Source organism: Cellulophaga sp. 3_MG-2023, assembly GCF_030546975.1.
GTDB lineage: Bacteria > Bacteroidota > Bacteroidia > Flavobacteriales > Flavobacteriaceae > Cellulophaga.
In genome coordinates, this window is record NZ_JAUOPS010000007.1 from 135,257 (window position 1) to 153,713 (window position 18,457).

The 18,457-nt window shown below is 32.3% G+C and carries 10 protein-coding genes; 6 read left to right on the forward strand and 4 right to left on the reverse strand.

Annotation, left to right across the window (positions count from 1 at the left end; genetic code table 11):
• The first annotated feature begins 2 nt into the window (after positions 1-2).
• From Q4487_RS15160 to Q4487_RS15170, 3 genes are read left to right on the forward strand one after another with little or no spacing between them, the layout of a single operon-like run.
• The gene (locus Q4487_RS15160; RefSeq protein ID WP_100896540.1) at positions 3-3,140 is read left to right on the forward strand and encodes an efflux RND transporter permease subunit; all 3,138 of its coding nucleotides are present in this window, start codon (positions 3-5) and stop codon (positions 3,138-3,140) included.
• A 5-nt stretch (positions 3,141-3,145) separates the two neighbouring features.
• A complete protein-coding gene (locus Q4487_RS15165) occupies positions 3,146-4,564 on the forward strand; it encodes an efflux transporter outer membrane subunit (RefSeq protein WP_100896541.1) in 1,419 nt (472 codons plus the stop codon).
• 11 nt (positions 4,565-4,575) lie between these two features.
• On the forward strand, positions 4,576-5,166 hold the full coding sequence (locus tag Q4487_RS15170) for a TetR/AcrR family transcriptional regulator (protein WP_100896542.1): 591 nt from the start codon (positions 4,576-4,578) through the stop codon (positions 5,164-5,166).
• Here the strand turns inward: Q4487_RS15170 and Q4487_RS15175 are convergent.
• Positions 5,163-7,595, reverse strand: a complete 2,433-nt coding sequence (locus tag Q4487_RS15175; protein WP_303544047.1) for a DUF5916 domain-containing protein — start codon at positions 7,593-7,595, stop codon at positions 5,163-5,165. The genes Q4487_RS15170 and Q4487_RS15175 overlap by 4 nt on opposite strands.
• A gap of 242 nt (positions 7,596-7,837) precedes the next feature.
• Between Q4487_RS15175 and Q4487_RS15180 the strand changes: the two genes are divergently transcribed.
• The 3 genes from Q4487_RS15180 to Q4487_RS15190 are packed head-to-tail and all read left to right on the forward strand — an operon-like array spanning position 7,838 to position 11,264.
• Positions 7,838-9,229 (forward strand): sensor histidine kinase KdpD, encoded by a 1,392-nt coding sequence (locus Q4487_RS15180; RefSeq protein WP_303544045.1) that lies wholly within the window; start codon positions 7,838-7,840, stop codon positions 9,227-9,229.
• Positions 9,229-9,939 (forward strand): response regulator transcription factor, encoded by a 711-nt coding sequence (locus Q4487_RS15185; RefSeq protein WP_303544042.1) that lies wholly within the window; start codon positions 9,229-9,231, stop codon positions 9,937-9,939. The genes Q4487_RS15180 and Q4487_RS15185 overlap by 1 nt, the downstream gene beginning before the upstream one ends.
• A 50-nt stretch (positions 9,940-9,989) precedes the next feature.
• Positions 9,990-11,264: a hypothetical protein gene (locus tag Q4487_RS15190; protein WP_303544039.1), complete on the forward strand. Its 1,275-nt coding sequence runs from the start codon at positions 9,990-9,992 to the stop codon at positions 11,262-11,264.
• 32 nt (positions 11,265-11,296) lie between these two features.
• Here Q4487_RS15190 and Q4487_RS15195 read toward each other — a convergent pair whose 3' ends face one another.
• The 3 genes from Q4487_RS15195 to Q4487_RS15205 all read right to left on the reverse strand — a co-directional run bounded on the left by Q4487_RS15195 (position 11,297) and on the right by Q4487_RS15205 (position 18,330).
• Positions 11,297-13,600, reverse strand: coding sequence for a GH92 family glycosyl hydrolase (locus Q4487_RS15195; protein ID WP_303544036.1), 2,304 nt, complete (start codon positions 13,598-13,600; stop codon positions 11,297-11,299).
• A gap of 133 nt (positions 13,601-13,733) precedes the next feature.
• A complete protein-coding gene (locus tag Q4487_RS15200; protein ID WP_100896548.1) occupies positions 13,734-15,218 on the reverse strand; it encodes a SusD/RagB family nutrient-binding outer membrane lipoprotein in 1,485 nt (494 codons plus the stop codon).
• Between the two features lie 4 nt (positions 15,219-15,222).
• Entirely contained in the window at positions 15,223-18,330 is a 3,108-nt protein-coding gene (locus Q4487_RS15205; protein WP_303544029.1) for a SusC/RagA family TonB-linked outer membrane protein, read from the reverse strand.
• Positions 18,331-18,457 lie beyond the last annotated feature (127 nt).

Genomic DNA, 18,457 nt, shown 5'->3' on the forward strand with positions numbered 1-18,457 from the left:
TTATGTTAAAAACATTTATTGAAAGGCCCGTTCTTTCAACAGTAATATCTATTATAATTGTTGTACTTGGTGTTATAAGTATAACAAGTTTACCAATAGAAGAATACCCAGATATTGCGCCACCAACAATTAAGGTGTCGGCATCATATACAGGAGCCAATGCAGAAACTGTATTAGAGAGTGTAATTATTCCTATAGAGGAGCAAATTAACGGTGTAGAAGGTATGAGTTATATTACCTCTACAGCATCAAACAATGGTACTGCAGAAATTACAGTTTATTTTGATCAGGAAATAGATGCAGATATTGCTGCTGTAAACGTACAAAACCGTGTTGCAAGAGCAAATCCGCTATTACCGCAAGAAGTAATACAAACAGGTGTAACTACACAAAAGCAAGAAACTAGTGCTTTAATGTTTATATCTATGTATTCTGAGAATGAAGATTATGATGCTACATTTATTCAGAATTACCTAAAAATAAACGTTATACCAGCAATGCAACGTATTAGTGGTGTTGGTGATGTATCTGTATTTTCTCAGCAAGACTATGCTATGCGTATTTGGTTAAAACCAGAAAAGCTAGCTGCTTATAATCTAATACCATCAGATATTTCTGCTGCTTTAGCAGAACAAAATTTAGAGGCTGCTGCTGGTTCTTTAGGAGAAAATAATGGTGAAGCTTTTACATACACATTAACATATAGTGGACGTTTTAAAGAGCAAAAACAATATGGAGATATTATAATTAAAGCATTAGGTAACGGAGAATTTTTACGTTTAAATGATGTTGCAACAATAGAATTAGATGCACAATCTTACTCTTCTAACGCAATGAGTTTAGGAAACCCTGCTGTATTTATGGGTATTTTTCAAACAAAAGGTTCTAATGCTCAGGAGATTATAGAGAATATTAAAACTACTTTAACCTCTGTAGAAAAAGACCTACCAGAGGGTTTAAATATATTTGTTCCTTATGACACAAGTTTATTCTTAAACGCATCTATAGAAAAAGTAATTAGTACACTTGTTGAAGCCTTTTTATTGGTTTTCTTAGTTGTATTTATCTTTTTGCAAGATTTTAGATCTACTTTAATTCCTGCAATTGCAGTTCCTGTATCTATTATTGGTACATTCTTTTTCCTTAATGTTTTTGGGTACTCAATTAACCTTTTAACATTATTTGCTTTAGTGCTGGCTATTGGTATTGTGGTAGATGATGCTATTGTTGTGGTAGAGGCCGTCCATGCAAAAATGGATGAAGGGGTTAAAAACCCTAAAAAGGCTACACTTATAGCAATGAACGAGATTTCTGGAGCCATTATATCTATTACATTAGTAATGGCGGCCGTATTTATTCCGGTAACATTTATTACTGGTCCTACTGGTGTGTTTTATGAGCAATTTGGAGTTACTTTAATTATTGCCATATTAATTTCTGCAGTAAACGCATTAACATTAAGTCCGGCTTTATGTGCTTTATTATTAAAAGAACATAAACATGATGAAGAGTTAAAAGGCAAAAGTCCTTTACAACGTTTTTACACTTTGTTTAACCGTGGTTTTAATGCTACTATAAACAGGTATGGTAAATCGCTTCAATTTTTATACAAGAGAAAATTTGTATCTGTATTATTATTAATAATTGCAGGTGTAGGTATCTACTGGGCTTCACAAACAACACCAACAGGTTTTGTACCAGATGAAGATAGAGGTATTATTTTTGCTAACATAGAATTACCTGCGGGTTCTTCTTTAGATAGAACTGATGCTGTTGCTCGTAATTTATATTCTAAAATAAACGGTATAGAAGGTATTGCCGCTGTTAACTTTATTAAAGGTAGAAGTTTAATTAGTGGTGCTGGTACCAACTACGGTTTTGGTATTATTAAATTAAAAGATTGGACAGAGCGTGAAGATCCTTCTACATCTGTACAAGCAATTACAGGTAAGTTATTTGGTGTAGTATCTACAATGCCAGAAGCCAATATTATTTTCTTTTCTCCACCAAGTATACGTGGTTTTGGTAACTCTGCTGGTTTTGAGGTTAACTTGCTAGATAAATTTGGAGGTGAATTTACAGACTTAGACAAAACAAACAAAGAGTTTGCAATGGCTTTAATGTCTCATCCAGAAATTAAGTATGCACAATCTTCGTTTAATACGAGTTACCCACAGTATGAGATGGATATTAATGTACCACTAGCTAAAGAAAAAGGAGTGTCTGTTAGCAGTATCTTCTCTACTTTACAAGGGTATATTGGTGGTGTATACGCATCAGATTTTTCTAGATTTGGAAAACAATTTAGAGTATACATACAGGCATTACCTGAGGATAGAGCTAGTATTGAAAACCTAAACAGTATGTATGTTAGAACAGATGCTGGTGAAATGACGCCTATTACACAATTTGTAAACTTAGAGCGTGTATATGGCCCACAATCTGTAACTCGTTTTAACTTATTTAATTCTACAAAAATAACAGGAGCAACTAATGATGGGTTTAGTACGGGTGATGCTATTAGAATTATTGAAGAAGAAGCAGCCAAATTACCTAGTAATTACACCGTTGCATATTCTGGTTTAACAAGAGAAGAAGTAAGTGCTGGTAACCAAACTACATTTATTTTTATACTAAGTATCTTATTTGTTTACTTTTTATTAAGTGCCCAGTACGAGAGCTACTTGCTGCCATTTGCAGTAGTGTTATCTCTACCATTTGGTGTATTTGGAGCTTATATTAGTACTAAGTTCTTAGGATTAGAAAATAACATATACTTTCAAATTGCACTAATAATGCTTATTGGTCTACTTGCTAAAAATGCCATATTAATTGTGGAGTTTGCTCTGCAACGCAGAAAAGCAGGCGAATCTATTGTAGATGCTGCTATAGACGGTGCTAAGTCTCGTTTAAGACCAATTTTAATGACCTCTTTTGCTTTTATTTTAGGTTTAATGCCATTAGCGTTAGCAAAAGGTGTTGGTGCAGAAGGTAACAATTCTATTGGTACTGGTGCAGCGGGTGGTATGTTAATAGGTACAATATTAGGTGTATTTGTTATTCCAATACTGTTTATTTTATTTCAATGGTTACAAGAAAAAGTTTCTGGTAAACCAGCAATTCAAACTACAGAAGAATAAGAACTATGAGATCTACAATAAAATATAAATTTATTAGCAAAACAGCACTAATAGTAGTTGTTGCTTTTACACTACAAAGTTGTTTTGTTGCTAAGGATTACAACAGGCCAGAGTTACCAGAAACCGAGGCCTTATACAGAACAGACAATTTGCCTACAGATAGTATATCTATGGCAAATGTGTCTTGGAAAAATTTATTTACTGATAATTATTTAGAGCAGTACATTGCAGAAGGCTTGCAAAACAATTTAGATATTAGAATTGCTATTCAACAATTGGCTGCTGCAGAAGCTTATGCTAAGCAGGGTAAAGCAGGATATTTTCCAACATTAAGTGTTGGCCCTAATTACACACACCAAGAATTATCTAAAAACAGTCAGTTTGGTTCTTTTTTAAGTAACACATCTACAGACCAGTATGATATTACTGCTAACCTATCATGGGAAGCAGATATCTGGGGAAAAATTAGAAGTAACAAAAGAGCTACACAGGCTGCTTATATGCAAAGTGTTGCAGGTCACCAAGCTGTAAAAACGCAACTTATTTCTAGTATAGCAAATACGTACTATAATTTATTGGCTTTAGATGCTCAATTAGCTATTACTAAAGAAACAATTAAAACTAGAGAAAGTAGTGTAGAAACAATTAAAGCCTTAAAAGATGCTGGTAATGTAACGCAAGTTGCAGTAGACCAAAACATAGCACAATACAATAGTGCAAAAGCTTTAAAGGTAGATATTGAAGCTGCAATATTTAGAACAGAAAATACATTAAGTATATTATTAGGTAAGGCTCCCCAAAACTTTAAAAGAAGTAGTTTAGACATACAAAAAATAGAGACAGATTTGGCTCTTGGTGTACCCTCTACCCTACTTAGCAACAGACCAGATGTTATGGCTGCTGAATATGGTTTAATAAATTCTTTTGAGCTTACAAATGTAGCTCGTAGCAGTTTTTATCCATCTTTAACATTAACAGCTTCTGGAGGTTACCAAAGTTTAGAGTTAGATAAGTTGTTGGATGCTAACTCACTTTTTGCAAATATTGTTGGTGGTTTAACGCAGCCTATTTTTAATCAGCGTAAGCTAAAAACACAAAAAGAAGTTGCATTGGCACAACAAGAGCAATCTTTATTACAGTTTAAAAAGACACTTTTAACAGCTGGCTCTGAGGTTTCTAATGCCTTGTATACTTACAATGCAGAAACTGAAAAATATGAGTATAGACAAAAAGAAGTTGAAGCTTTACGCAGAGCAGAACAAAACTCAGAAGAATTACTTAAAAACGGGTACGCAAACTACCTAGATTTATTAACTGCCAGAGAAAGTGCTTTAAATGCAGAGCTTAATATTATTGATAGCAAATTACAACAACTAACAAGTATTGTAAATTTATATGAAGCTCTTGGTGGTGGTTGGAAATAAGATAAGTAGTAATGATCACTAAAAAAGAGCTTTTAGAATGTGCTAAAGCCAGTTTTACAAAATTTGGCAGCAAACGTATTACTTTAGATGAATTAGCAAAAACACTAGGGATATCTAAAAAAACGATTTATGTACATTTTAAAAACAAAGAAACTTTAGTGAACAAAAGTGTTGCGTCTTTAATAAACGATTATAAATTGGATATTAATGAGATTGTTAAAAACAATACTAATGACGATATACTTACTATTATATTAATATACAAACGAGGGTTTGAGTATCTTAGATACTTTAAACCCTCGTTTATTTTTGGTTTAAAAAAATATTACCCACACGCCTATACTACTTTTGATAATTTTAGAAAAGAACTTTCTTATTCTACCATTTTAAATCTTTTAAATAGTGCCAAAGAAAAAGGACTAATTTTACCTAGTGTAAACGTTAAACTTATAACAGAATTATATTTTTTAAGAGTAGAATCTATTGCGTTTTCATCAAATAATCTTTTTACAACTTATGATTCTAAAACAATTTTAGACCATCTAATTGTTCATAATTTAAAAGCAATTACAGTAGACAGTTATAGTAATTCTTATTTTTAGCCTTTTCTCTTCTTTAAAATATTTGCATCTAAAAAGTATGTCATTTTTAAAGATACTGTAGTGCTATTTTTTTCTTCTAAAACACCTTTTAAATTTGTGCCATAATTAGAGTTTACTTCTGTATTGTAATAATTAGAACCTAGTTTACAAACTAAACTAATTTCACTGGCTGGTGCAAACTGCCATTTAGATATAAAATCTATATTAAACTGGTTAAAATTATCATCATAATCATTTGGGTTTATGTTAAAACTATTTGTAGCAAAATCTCCATTTTCTTTTAATGAAAATTGATTGTTATAATCTACAGTAATCCAATAATGACGCAGACGCATATTTAAATTTAATTTAGAGTTTACAGCATAATTTAAAGTAAAGGCATTACTAAGTTGGTTTACTTTTCTACTACCAAAAATTATACTATTATTTTGCTTTGTTAAAAAGCCTACGCCCTGTGGTTTATTTTCTAAATCTTGACTAAAGTATAATGAAAAATGCTGACCAACTCTTGCGTTAAGTCCATAACCTGCTATAAACTCTCTATTATAAATATCAGAATTAAAATATTTTACTAAAACCATATAACCGGCTATAGAAACTGCTTTGTTATCATTTGTTTGGTATTCTAAAAATGTTTCTGCTTGTGCTGGTATATTAAAGTGTTTGTCTTTTGTACGTGCCTCAAAAAAATTTTTACTTTCTTCTATGTATCTAAACTCTGTAAAAAATGTATGGTTGTTTTTTTTTAAGACACCATAGGTTCCCAACTTATAATACGTTTGTTCTTGCTTCATTAAACTGTAATAGTACCTCTGCTGGTGATCTAAAAAAACTTGATATCTAGAGAATATTTTTTTAGGCTTATTATTGGTATAACTTAAATCTCCTCTAAAGCGCAGCTCATTGTTTCTAGACAAATAGCCAAAGTCATTAGAGTTAAATTTATCATCTAGTAATTTAATAGATGCTCCACCTCGCCATTTGCCACTTACTTTGCCTGCATAACCATAATACTCGTGTCCAAATTCATCTTTTTTATCAGAAAAATATTTTTGCGAAAGTGCCTTTTTAAAGTACATAGAGTACGTTCTATTTTTATTGTAATACCTATACAATAATGCTGTTAAATTAGCATCATAAACAGCGCCACTGCGTAATACAGAGTTATTTATAAAGGTTACTGATGAGTTATTTTTTAATGCTTTATCTAAAACAATTGCATTGTAATTGCTTAGTGGATTAGTTTTAAATTTTCTAAAATTATTAGTTGTTGTGTTTTTTATGTGAGCTACACTTTTTGCTGTAATTCCGTTTAACACACCAATAGACAATCCGTTTTTAGATTTGCCAGTAAATTTAATTAAGTTAATAATGTTAGATGTAACTGGGTTTTCTACAACATCTTCATCTTCAAATAAATTAATGTTATTTTTAGATATTGGCTCACCTCCTATTCTACGTGTATACAAATAGCCTCCTTTGTCAAAAATCTCTGTGCCTTCTACAAAAAACTGTCTATTTTCATTAAACTTTACTTCAAAAGGAGATAGATTAAAAATTTGATCGTCTGATGGTGCCTGACTAAAATCTGGAATAAGAGAAACATCTAATGTATATGCATTTTTGTGCACATACTTTACATCTAAACCACCATTAAAAGTTGTATTTTTAGTGCCAGTAGGACTCTTTTCTGTTACTACAGATACAAACGGATTAAAAGACAAATTAAGCGGTGGCGCTATACTGTTTAATCCATTTAATTTTCCTAGCTGATTTAAATATCCGTCTACATCTAACCGTATTGGGTTCCAATAGGCATCTTCATTTAAAGCATTTGTTATACGTTGAAAATTGATCTTAAAATTGCTTAAATCCTCTTTAGGAAAACGTATACTATTAAATGGTATTTTCATTTCTACAATCCATTTAGTAGCATACAATTTTACTTTACTCTGCCAAACAACATTGTAATTTGCGTAAGTATCGGTTGGTGTTATTTTTTGGTCGGACTGTACACCTGCAGCTGTAACAGAAAAATCGTAACCTTCTCTAGCCTCTCCAAAAGGATCTATTTGTATGCCAAAAACATCTGCATTACCCACATCATCCCTGGCCGTTAATTGGCTGCTAATTTCATTTTTATCATCAACATATAAAACACCTAAAACATACAAGTAACTATCATCAAATAAAATAGCTATATCTGTTTTTTGTTTAGATGATTTTCCGGCCTCTGGCAAGGTTTGTATAAAATTACCTGCCACTAAATGTTGCTGCCATATTGCTTCTGTAGCTTCTCCATCTATCTTAATAATTTCTGTTGCTTTATGTATTTTTATACTTTTTTGAGCTGTTACGTTATGTAGTACAAACCCAAATACACACAAGACTACCAACCTACAGATATTGGTTTTTTTACTAATTTTCATAATTGGTTGTTTTTTAATTGACAACACAAATGTGAGATTGTTATACCATACTATTGGTTAAGCCAAGGTTAAAGGGCAGTTAATGGCAAGGCAACTAAAAAAATTGTTCTATTAACAAAAGAGCAAAAGACCTTTAAATGCTATAAACAGGGCGAATATTAACGTTAACGAAGGGTTAACAACTTCTGTTTACGGTACATAATGTAGGTTTATTGGTATTTTTGACTAGCAGAAAATAACCAATGAAAAACAAAACAACCATATTAATAAGTACCGCTATACTAGTTTTAATAGCGTTATCGTCTATACAGGCGTACTTAATAAACAATACTTACCAACTAAAAAAGAAAGCTTTTATTAATGAAACTACAGATGTTATCTCTGTAATAGATGACAATACTAAACTAGATTCATTGTACAATATATGGGGAGATAATTTAAAAAATTACATAGCAGATTATAAAAACAATCGTTTATCTAAACACCAAATTGTTAGTAGGTCTAAAGAAAAAAGTGATAGCCTAAATACCGAGTTTAAAAAAATATTTAAAGCAGAACTTAAAAAAGTAAATTTAGGGTATGATGTAGATTTTAAAATGAATTTAACTAGCGTTGTTCTTTTAGATAAAGTTAAAAATGACACCATATTTTCTGCTGGCAAAAAAGAATTAAGATTATTTGGCGAAGATTTTGAAGATAAAAACGCAAAAACCATTAACAACGCTAAGTGGTTTTCTGAGCAAGAATTTGTTGAAAAAATTAAAGATGAAATAAAAATAAACACCTTTGATTTAGAAGTAAAAACAGAAAATAAAATAGTTATTAAAGACTGGAAAAGTATTGTATATAAAAGAATGGCCTTTTTATTTTTTGCCTCTGTACTAATATTTTTAATTGTTATTGGGCTTTTATACTACGCCATAAAAAACTTAATAACACAGAAAAAAATAACAGCTATTAAAACCGATTTTATAAATAATATTACGCATGAGTTAAAAACACCTTTAGCTACTTTAAGTATAGCATCTAAAAGTTTAAAAAAAGCGGAAATTAAGAATAACGAAGCTATATTTAACAGTACATTAAATATTGTAGACAGACAAAATGAACGTTTGCAAAAGCTAATAGATCAAGTAATGACTAACAGCCTTAGCTCTAGAGAAATTATACTAAACAAAGAGCAGGTTATTGATAATGAGTATTTTAAAAACTTAATTGATGATTTTAAATTATCTGTACAACAACAAGACGTTACTATTGTAAACAAAGTTTGTAGCGCAGAGGTTTTATTGCGTATTGATAAATTTCATTTTACCACAGCATTACTAAACATATTAGAAAATGCAGTAAAATATGGTTCAGCATCTATAAAAATCACCATAGAAACAAAGCATATAAACGGAGAATATTGTATTAACATAACTGATAATGGTATTGGCATACCAGAAAAAAACCTACCCCTAATTTTTGATAAATTTTACAGAGTTACAGAGGGCAATTTACACAACGTAAAAGGTTTAGGTTTAGGCTTGTATTATACTAACCAAATTATAAAAGCACATAATGGTTCTATTGCTTTACATAGCCAATTACATAAAGGAACAACGTTTACTATTAAAACACCAATAAACTAATGCAAAAAACCACTGTTTTATTAGCCGAGGACGATTTTGATTTTGGAAGTATTTTAAAACAATACTTAGAAATTCACAATTTTGCAGTTACCTGGGCAAAAGATGGAAAAGAAGCTTTAGATATTTTTATGTTAGAAGCTAACAACAACACTCCTTTTAGTATTTGCGTTTTTGATGTGATGATGCCAAAAATGGATGGCTTTACTCTAGCAGAAAAAATAATAAACAATAGCCCAGAAACCCCTTTTGTTTTTTTAACTGCAAAAAAAATGAAAGAAGATAAAATAAAAGGTTTAAAACTTGGAGCAGATGATTATATAGTAAAACCTTTTGAAGCAGATATTTTAGTATTACGATTAAAAAATATATTAAAAAGAACACAAAAAATCATTCATCAATCAAAAAACAACAGTAGTTACAACATAGGCGCCTATGTTTTTAACCCTGTTAATTACCAATTACTTTTTAATAACAAAATACAACGACTAACAGAAAAAGAAGCTCAGTTAATAGCTTATTTTTTTGAGAATAAAAACCAAATGGTAAAAAGAGATCATCTGCTTACTGCTGTTTGGGGCACAGACGATTTTTTCTCTGGTCGTAGTATGGATGTTTTTATTAGTAGGCTCCGTAAATATTTTAAAGAAGACAACAACATATCTATAGAAAGCGCGCGTGGTGTTGGCTTAACCTTTAAAATTAAGGAGTAAAATGTAACAACAAAAACTTCTGTTTAAAGCAGAAATCAAAAACAAAATCTATGAAAACAAAAGCAATATTAACCGTACACATTATTCTATTTTTGCTAGGAAACACAGTACTGGCACAAACAATACCAACCCCTCCAAAACCACCAACAACACATTCATCCTCTTCTAGTTCTATGTCTTATTCTAGGTCTAGCAGCAATAATAGTAGTGGTAGTATTTCTATAGCTATTAGCAATACAAATGATAGTTATAAGTTTAAAGCAAAATTCCCTCAAAAAAGATACTCAGAATTACTATCTGTATTAAAAAATGAATTAGAATCTAAAAAAATGACTAAATCTGGCAATTCTTATTCTTGGATTTCTAATGCTGATGAGAATGAAGTTTACAATGTAAATCTAAATTCTAAAAAACTAGTAATGTTTTTAGATAAAAATGTAGCTTCTGATGCGCTTATTACAAAGTTTGAAGCCTTAGGAAAAACATTAAAAACAGTCATATCTGGTAATGATGAAACAAAACGTGAAGCAGAAGAATTACAGCGCGAAGCAGATAGGCTACTTAGAGATGCAGAAAGAATGAAACGTGAAGCTGCAAGAATACAAAGAGAAGCAGAACGTTTAGAACAGGCTAACCTACAAAGCTACAAGGATGATGCTATACATATTGCCGAAGAAGCAAAACGGCTAGCAGAAAAAGCCGCAGATATTAGTACAAAAGCTAGTCATAAAGGAGCAATTAGTGCTCCTTTAAAAATGCTTTTAGGTAGCAGTAAAACTATTTTAAGTAATAGTATACAAAATGCTAATAACTACACTTGGCCAAATGCACAAACAGAACTTATTACCGCTCTTTTAAGAGATAAAATAATACAGTCTAAAAATGATATTGCTTGCAACGCAGACCAAACAGGCGTTTACATTAACGGAACAAAACTTACCAACACACAAATTAACCAGTACAAGAGTATTTTAAAAAAATACAATATTAGCTCAGAAAATACATTCTCATTTTACAAAACTGGTCAAAACATTGTTATATTAAATGACAATGCAAAACTGACTAATTTTCTAAAAAAGTTAAAAGAAAAAGGATATATATCCTCATTAAAAGAAAAGTTGCTTTTAGAAATTAATGGCACAACAATTATAAAAAACGGAAAAGCTATTTCTGCTAAAGATGTAGCAATTTACAACATACTGCTTTTACAAAATAACATTATACCCGCACCTGGTAAAATTATAGAAATAACAGATGCTAATGCTTATAAATTAGGATACACACTAAACAGCAAAGCACATTTAGGAACTTGGGTTATGCCTTAAGTAAAGCACAACCCAGTTCTTAATTTTTAAAATTATTTTTTTGTTATGGACATTGAGTATGGTTTAGCATTTTTATCCATTCCTCTATTCTTGTTAGGTGTATTTTTCATACCAAAATTATAAGTTGAACCACTCATAATATCATCAAACGTAATGTAGTTTTTCTTATAACTATTTCCGTTTTTCTGTACCTCATCAATATAAATATTTTCTTTACTATTGTTTGGAGCATTAACTGTAAAAGTGTTTCCATTTCTTAAATGCATTTTTACACTTTTAAACAACGGACTGCCCAAAGCATATTCTCCTGTTCCTGGAGTTACAGGATAAAAACCTGCAGCAGAAAACACGTACCAAGCAGATGTTTGCCCATTATCCTCATCACCACACAAACCATCTGGTGCAGAAGAATAAAGCTTATCCATTACATTACGCACATGCATTTGTGTTTTCCAAGGTTGGTCTAACCAATTATATAAATAAATAGCGTGTTGTATGGGTTGGTTTCCGTGTGCATATTGCCCCATATCTGCAACTAACATTTCTGTAATTTCATGTATTTGTTGTCCGTAATAAGAGTCGTTAAAAGTAGGTGCTGCAGTAAAAACATCGTCTAATCTAGACCTCATTTTAGCTACACCTCCAAAGTCTTCTGCTAAACCTAACGGATCATGAAAAACACACCACGTCCAGTGCCAAGCAGCACCTTCTGTAAAAGCATCTCCCCATTTATCTGGCGTATACGTAGTTGCCCAAGAACCATCTTTATTTTTACCTCGCATAAAACCTATTTTAGGATCAAAGACATTCTTATAATTTAGAGATCGTTCTCTAAATAACTTCACCTCTTTTTTAGGTTTTCCTAAAGCTTCACCTAATTCTGCAATACTCCAATCTGCATATGCATACTCTAATGTACGCGCAGCATTTTCATTAACTCCAACATCATAAGGAACATATCCTAAATCATTATAAAATTCAGCTCCAAAACGACCAACAGAATTAACTGGTCCTTTACTTGTTGAGTTTTTAACAACAGCCTCATATAAGGTTTCAATATCAAAACCTCTAATACCTCTTAAATATGCATCTGTAATGTTTATGGCAGAGTTAGACCCTATCATGCAATCTCTATGCCCTGGACTTGCCCACTCTGGCAACCAACCACTTTCATTATATGTATTTACAAGGCCTTGCATTACGTTACTTAAGTAATCTGGATACATTATAGTAAAGAATGGAAAAACAGCTCTAAATGTATCCCAAAAGCCATTATCTGTAAACATATAACCTGGTAATACTTTGCCATTGTAAGGACTGTAATGCATTATTTCATCTGCAGCGTTTAACTCATAAAACTTTCTAGGAAATAATAGTACTCTGTACAAAGCAGTATAAAATGTTCTGTATTGTTCTACAGTACCACCATCTACTTCCATACGGCCTAATTCTTTATTCCATGCATTTGCAGCTTTTTCTTTAGTCTGACTAAAAGTGTCTTCTCCTATTTCTCTTTTTAAGTTGATTTCTGCTTGTTCTAAACTTATAAAAGACGATGCCACTTTTGCAGTAACTTGCTCTCCATCTTTAGTTGAAAAACTAATTGCAGCACCAACGTGGTAACCTTCTGCTTCTTTATTAAAAGATGTTTGTTCTTTACCTTCTTTTTCTTTTTTCCAAGTTAAAACCTCATCAAAATCTTTATCAAAAACTAATACAAAGTAATTGTGAAAATTGTCTGGTACACCACCGCTATTATTTCTGCAATAGCCAATAATTTTACGTTCTTCTGGTATTATTTTTACCATAGAACCTTTAAAAAAACCATCTACAAGAATATGAGATTTTTTAGATTCTGGAAATGTAAATCTAAACTGCGCTCCTCTTTCTGTTGGTGTAATTTCTGTAGTTACATCATAATCTGCCAAGTAAGCACTGTAGTAATGTGGTTTGCTAATTTCTGATTTGTGTGAATACCAAGAAGCTCTATCATCTTCATTAATTTTTAATTTTCCTGTTTCTGGAAATAATGAAAATGCAGCATAATCATTAATCCACGGACTTGGCTGATGTGTTTGTTTAAAACCTCTAAGTTTAAGGGCATCGTAGGTATATCCCCAGCCGTCTCCCATTTTTCCTGTTTGTGGAGTCCAAAAGTTCATACCCCAAGGCGTAGCAATTGCTGGGTAGGTATTACCGTTAGATAATGCAAACTCTGAGTCTGACCCCACCAATGGGTTTACATAATCTACATAAGAAACTGCCGTAGTAGATTGTGCTACTACAGCAGTAGTAATAATTGCAATAAGGGGAAAAAGTATTTTAGTTAATTTCATTTTTTGGGTTTGAGTTCTATTTTAAGAATGCTTTTTTAAATATAAGATTATTACAGAAACTAGTGTAATAAAAAAAAGAGAAGGAATACTTTTTTCCTCCTCTTTTAAAAAACTAAATAATTACACTAAAAAACTATTTATCCCACCATACTCTTGTGGTAAGTACATCTGGACCTTGAGATGCAATTGCCGCAGCATAGTTATCTGGGTTATTACTTTGTTCGCTAGTAGCGTACGTTAATCTTCTTGGTATAGTACCACCAGTCTCATTGCCTGGATAATTTGTAGGTGTTAAATTAGGAAAACCTGTTCTTCTCCAATTAGCAAAAGCCTCGTACTCATTTAAAAAAGTAGCTGCCCAATACTGTGTATTAATTTGCTCTAATGCATTTGCTGCATCAAAAGGGTTAGCTACTAAATAAGCATCTATAGCAGAGTCATCAATTACAGCTGCATCTCCGTAAATAGCTAACATTTTCATTGCTGCTCTTACTCCATTGTTATAATGCATAGCTGCATCACCACCAGCTAAGCCCCAACGCTCTGCTGCTTCTGCAAGCATAAATTCTACTTCTGCATAAGTCTGAAAAAACATTGGCGCACCTTCACCAGTAATAATACTTCTGTTAGGTTCTGCATATAAATCTGTATCTTTTTCTCCTGTAGACTCTTCTAATAATTGACTATCTAAACCGTTTGGTAAACCTTTTAAATCTGCAACATCTGTACTACCATCACTTCTACGAGCTGCTAAAATTGGCAGTCTAGGGTCTCCTTGTAAAAAGTCTATAAACGTTTTGCTCATTCTAGGGTTGGCATCTGCAGTAAAAACCTCTCCATTACCGTTTTTATTTATTCCCTCAGGTCCAGCTGTATGCTGTATGTATGCAATATCATCATTAGATTCCATTACGCCACCAGCTATAGCTTTAGTTGCCCAAGCTTCTGCCGCAGCAGGATCTACTTTTATTAAGCGTAGACCTAACCTAAGCATCATTGAATTTCCAAATTTTTTCCATTGAGATTGATCTCCTTGAAACATTAAATCTGCATCTCCAAAACCAGAAACACCAGTACCTAATGCTGCTACAGACTCCTCTAACTCTTTAAGCATATCTGCATAAATATCACTCTGTTTGTCATATTTTGGAGTTAAGTTTCCTGTTAATACCGCTTTACCAGCTTCAGAATAAGGAACATCACCATACAAATCTGTTAATCTGTGGTAAATAAAAACTCTCATTATTCTAGTAATAGCTTTCATTTCTTCTGGCTGTTCTTCTTGGTCTAATTGAACAAGCATATCCTCTACGGTTTTTATAGCATTACCGTAAATACGATCTATCATAGAAGATGCATAGCCTTTGTTCCAAGTGTATTTATCTCCAGACCAATAGCCTGCTGTTGTAGACAAATGTTGCATCATTGTAGACGAGTAAATTAAATTTGCTCTCCAGTTCTCATAACGCTCACCAGAAGTATATAATTGAGCTGCACTAAGTTTAGTGGTAGCTGGCACCTGATTTGGTGCTGTTGGGTTAACGTTTAGCTCTTCAAAACCTTTATCACAGGCTCCAAGAACTAGTACAAATGATAATATAAATAATATTTTTCTCATGTTCTTAAAATTTTACATTTAGACTAAAACCATAGTTTCTAGTTGATGGCACACCAAAATATTCTAAACCTTGTGAGTTACCTGAGTTGTATGTACTTTCTGGATCTACATTATCTATGCTTCTTGAAATGTAGAATAAGTTTCTTGCTATTAATGATACATTTACACTACTTATAAATGTTTTTTCTAGCATTTTTTCTGGTAATGAATATCCTAAACTAAACTCTCTAAACTTTATATAGTCAGAATCCTCTACAAATTCCTCTGCAATACGACTAACTCTTCCATAGTATGTTTGTAAATCTTCTGGTGCAACAGTAGTTGTAAATGGTTGTCCTGTATCTCCGTCTATACCAGAAACTACTAATCCGTTTTCTCTTCCTTTTAAAGTTTCTTTGTGTAAACCTGTACTATAACCTAAAGCATTGGTACCAGACAATAATTGTCCGCCAAATTTACCATCTATTAAAAAGCCCATACTAAAATCTTTATATCTAAAGGTATTACTCCAACCTAAAGTTAATGGTGGCACACCTTCTCCTAGTATTTTACGCTCTCCTTCTTGTGCAATTGGCACACCTTCAGAGTTTATATCGTATATAATGTTACCTGCATCATCTCTATTATAAGATACACCTACTATAGAACCATAAGGCTCACCTACAACGTGTGTAATTCTTGCGTTTTGTGTTCTTGGCTCATCTAAACTAATAGGTGTACCCTCATCATTAGTAGCAGTAACTTCACTTTTATTGTAAGATCCATTAAAGCTTGTGTTCCATCTAAAATTTTCAGTTTGTATTGGTGTACCAGATATTAAAAACTCTATACCTTTATTTTCTAACTTACCAATGTTAGCAGTTGCGCTATCATAACCAGAGAATACAGATGTTGAAATGTTTACAATATCTTTAGTTGTTTCATTTTGATAGTAAGCAACATCAAAAGATAATCTGTTTCCAAAAAGTCTAAGGTCTAAACCTATTTCTGTTTCATCTTTTTCCCAAGGAACTAAATTTGGATTTGGAACAGAACTACCATTAATTCTACCTAAAGTTTGCCCTTGGTGTCCTTGTCCAAAAATTTGGTATGTTGGCGCTAATTGGTATGCTAAATCTCCACCACCAGCTACACCAGAATAACCACCTCTAATTTTTAAGAAGTCTATAAAGCTAGGTAGCTCTAATACATCTGATAAAATAACACTTGTATTTACTGAAAAGTAAAACTCGTTGTTTGGTGTAGTTTTACCTGGGTAAGATAATGTAGAAAACCAATCGTTTCTTCCTGTAAAAGTTAAGTAAGCCCACTTATCATAAGAAAAACCAAGAGAACCATAAATACCAGAAATTTTTCTTTCTTGAAATTCTCTACTTCTACTTTGATCTCTAAGGTTAGATATATCTTCAAAACCTGGAACAACAAAATTATCTCCTCCTAAAATTAAAGTTTCAGTTTTAACGTGGTTTGTATTTGCACCTACCAAACCATCAATAGCAAATTTTTCTGTAATATTTTTGTCTATACCCAACATTACATCAGCATCTATTTGTGTATATCTACCTTCAGTCTCGTTCATACCTCCTAAAAGTTTATATGCTGTTCCCCAAGGCTCTATAGATGTAGATTTTCTTGTGTAATGATCTACACCAACACGGGTAGAAGCGTATAACCAATCTAAAATATCATAACGTAAAGATGTAGAAGCTATAATTCTGTTTTTTAAATCTTGATTACTAAAGTTATATGCAGAATAATAAGGGTTTTGCGAGTAAATGTTTGCAGAATACCCTCTTTCAGATCCGTCTGGATTTGCACCCGGATTCATATCACGTACATCTACGTTTGGAGACAATAATGCAACCGTATAATTTGCATTTCCTGGTGCATCAGACAATCTTGGTCTGTTATTTACATTTTCTACAATATACTTTACATTAACCTGACTTGTTAACTTGTCTGCTAAAACAGCACTTGTATTTAAAGAAAATGATTTTCTATTTATACCAGAATTAGGCACAATATCTTGATTATCTAAATCTGATACAGAAAGTCTATAACTCATTTTTTCAGAGCCACTAGTAATAGCTATTGTGTTTATAAATGTAGTACCTGTTCTGTAAAAATGATCTCTGTTGTCACCAACATAAGAGTATGGTCTTTCTTCTCCATCCCATTGTACAACGCTAGAACCATCTAGTTTTGGACCCCAAGAAGACAATCCTAAATCAAAAGCTTCAGACTGGTTAGCAGGTACTCTACCTCTAGTACCTTGTCCATATGAAGTTTGAAAATCTGTTAATGAAGTATCTACCTCATCAAAAGTAACAGAACTACTTATTTCTACTCCTAATCCTTTTTTCTGAGAACCATTTTTAGTAGTAATAATTATGACACCATTACCTGCTCTAGAACCATAAAGAGCTGCAGCTGCACCACCTTTTAATACACTTACAGATGCAATATCATCTGGATTTATACTAGAGATACCATCACCTCCATCACTACCACCATAAGTGCCAGCTGATCCACTATTTTCATTACCAATAGGAATACCATCTACAACATACAAAGGTTGGTTGTTACCTGTTAATGTACTGTTACCACGAATAATAACCCTACTAGAACCAGCGGCACCAGTTGAGTTTTGTGTAATATTTACACCTGCAACCTTACCTTGTAAAGAGTTAATTGCACTAACTTGCTTTACATTAGATAGCTCATCTCCTCCAACTTCTGTTAAAGAATATCCTAATGCTTTTGCTTCTTTTTTAATACCTAAAGCTGTCACAACTACTTCGCCTAACTGCTCTGCATCTTCAACCATAGAAACATTAAGTGTGGTTTGCCCTGCTACTGTAGCACTTTTGGCCGTATAACCTATAGAGGTAAACTCTAGTATTGAAGAGTCACCTGCTACAGTTATTGTGTATTTGCCATCAAAATCTGTAGATGTACCATTAGATGTTCCTTTTTCTAAAACATTAACTCCTAGTAAAGGTACTCCTGCTTCATCTGTAACCGTACCAGTCACAGTTTTGTTTTGCGCTACCATACCACTAGTAAGGAGAAATAGCACAAACAACAATAAGTAATGTGTTTGTTTTTGCATACTTAAATGAGTTTTAATTGTTAAGTTAGTTATTAGTTAATTTACCTCTAAATTTTACCTATTAATGTTAAATGCAGAAATTAATTCGACTAACAACTTTGTGGAAAAGCTAAGCGACAATATACAG

Excerpts from the sequence above, each read along its gene's own strand:
- Q4487_RS15205 (WP_303544029.1), bottom strand. The coding sequence starts at position 18,330 with ATGCAAAAACAAACACATTACTTATTGTTGTTTGTGCTATTTCTCCTT.
- Q4487_RS15165 (WP_100896541.1), top strand. The coding sequence starts at position 3,146 with ATGAGATCTACAATAAAATATAAATTTATTAGCAAAACAGCACTAATA.
- Q4487_RS15160 (WP_100896540.1), top strand. The coding sequence starts at position 3 with ATGTTAAAAACATTTATTGAAAGGCCCGTTCTTTCAACAGTAATATCT.
- Q4487_RS15185 (WP_303544042.1), top strand. The coding sequence starts at position 9,229 with ATGCAAAAAACCACTGTTTTATTAGCCGAGGACGATTTTGATTTTGGA.
- Q4487_RS15195 (WP_303544036.1), bottom strand. The coding sequence starts at position 13,600 with ATGAAATTAACTAAAATACTTTTTCCCCTTATTGCAATTATTACTACT.
- Q4487_RS15200 (WP_100896548.1), bottom strand. The coding sequence starts at position 15,218 with ATGAGAAAAATATTATTTATATTATCATTTGTACTAGTTCTTGGAGCC.
- Q4487_RS15190 (WP_303544039.1), top strand. The coding sequence starts at position 9,990 with ATGAAAACAAAAGCAATATTAACCGTACACATTATTCTATTTTTGCTA.
- Q4487_RS15170 (WP_100896542.1), top strand. The coding sequence starts at position 4,576 with ATGATCACTAAAAAAGAGCTTTTAGAATGTGCTAAAGCCAGTTTTACA.
- Q4487_RS15175 (WP_303544047.1), bottom strand. The coding sequence starts at position 7,595 with ATGAAAATTAGTAAAAAAACCAATATCTGTAGGTTGGTAGTCTTGTGT.
- Q4487_RS15180 (WP_303544045.1), top strand. The coding sequence starts at position 7,838 with ATGAAAAACAAAACAACCATATTAATAAGTACCGCTATACTAGTTTTA.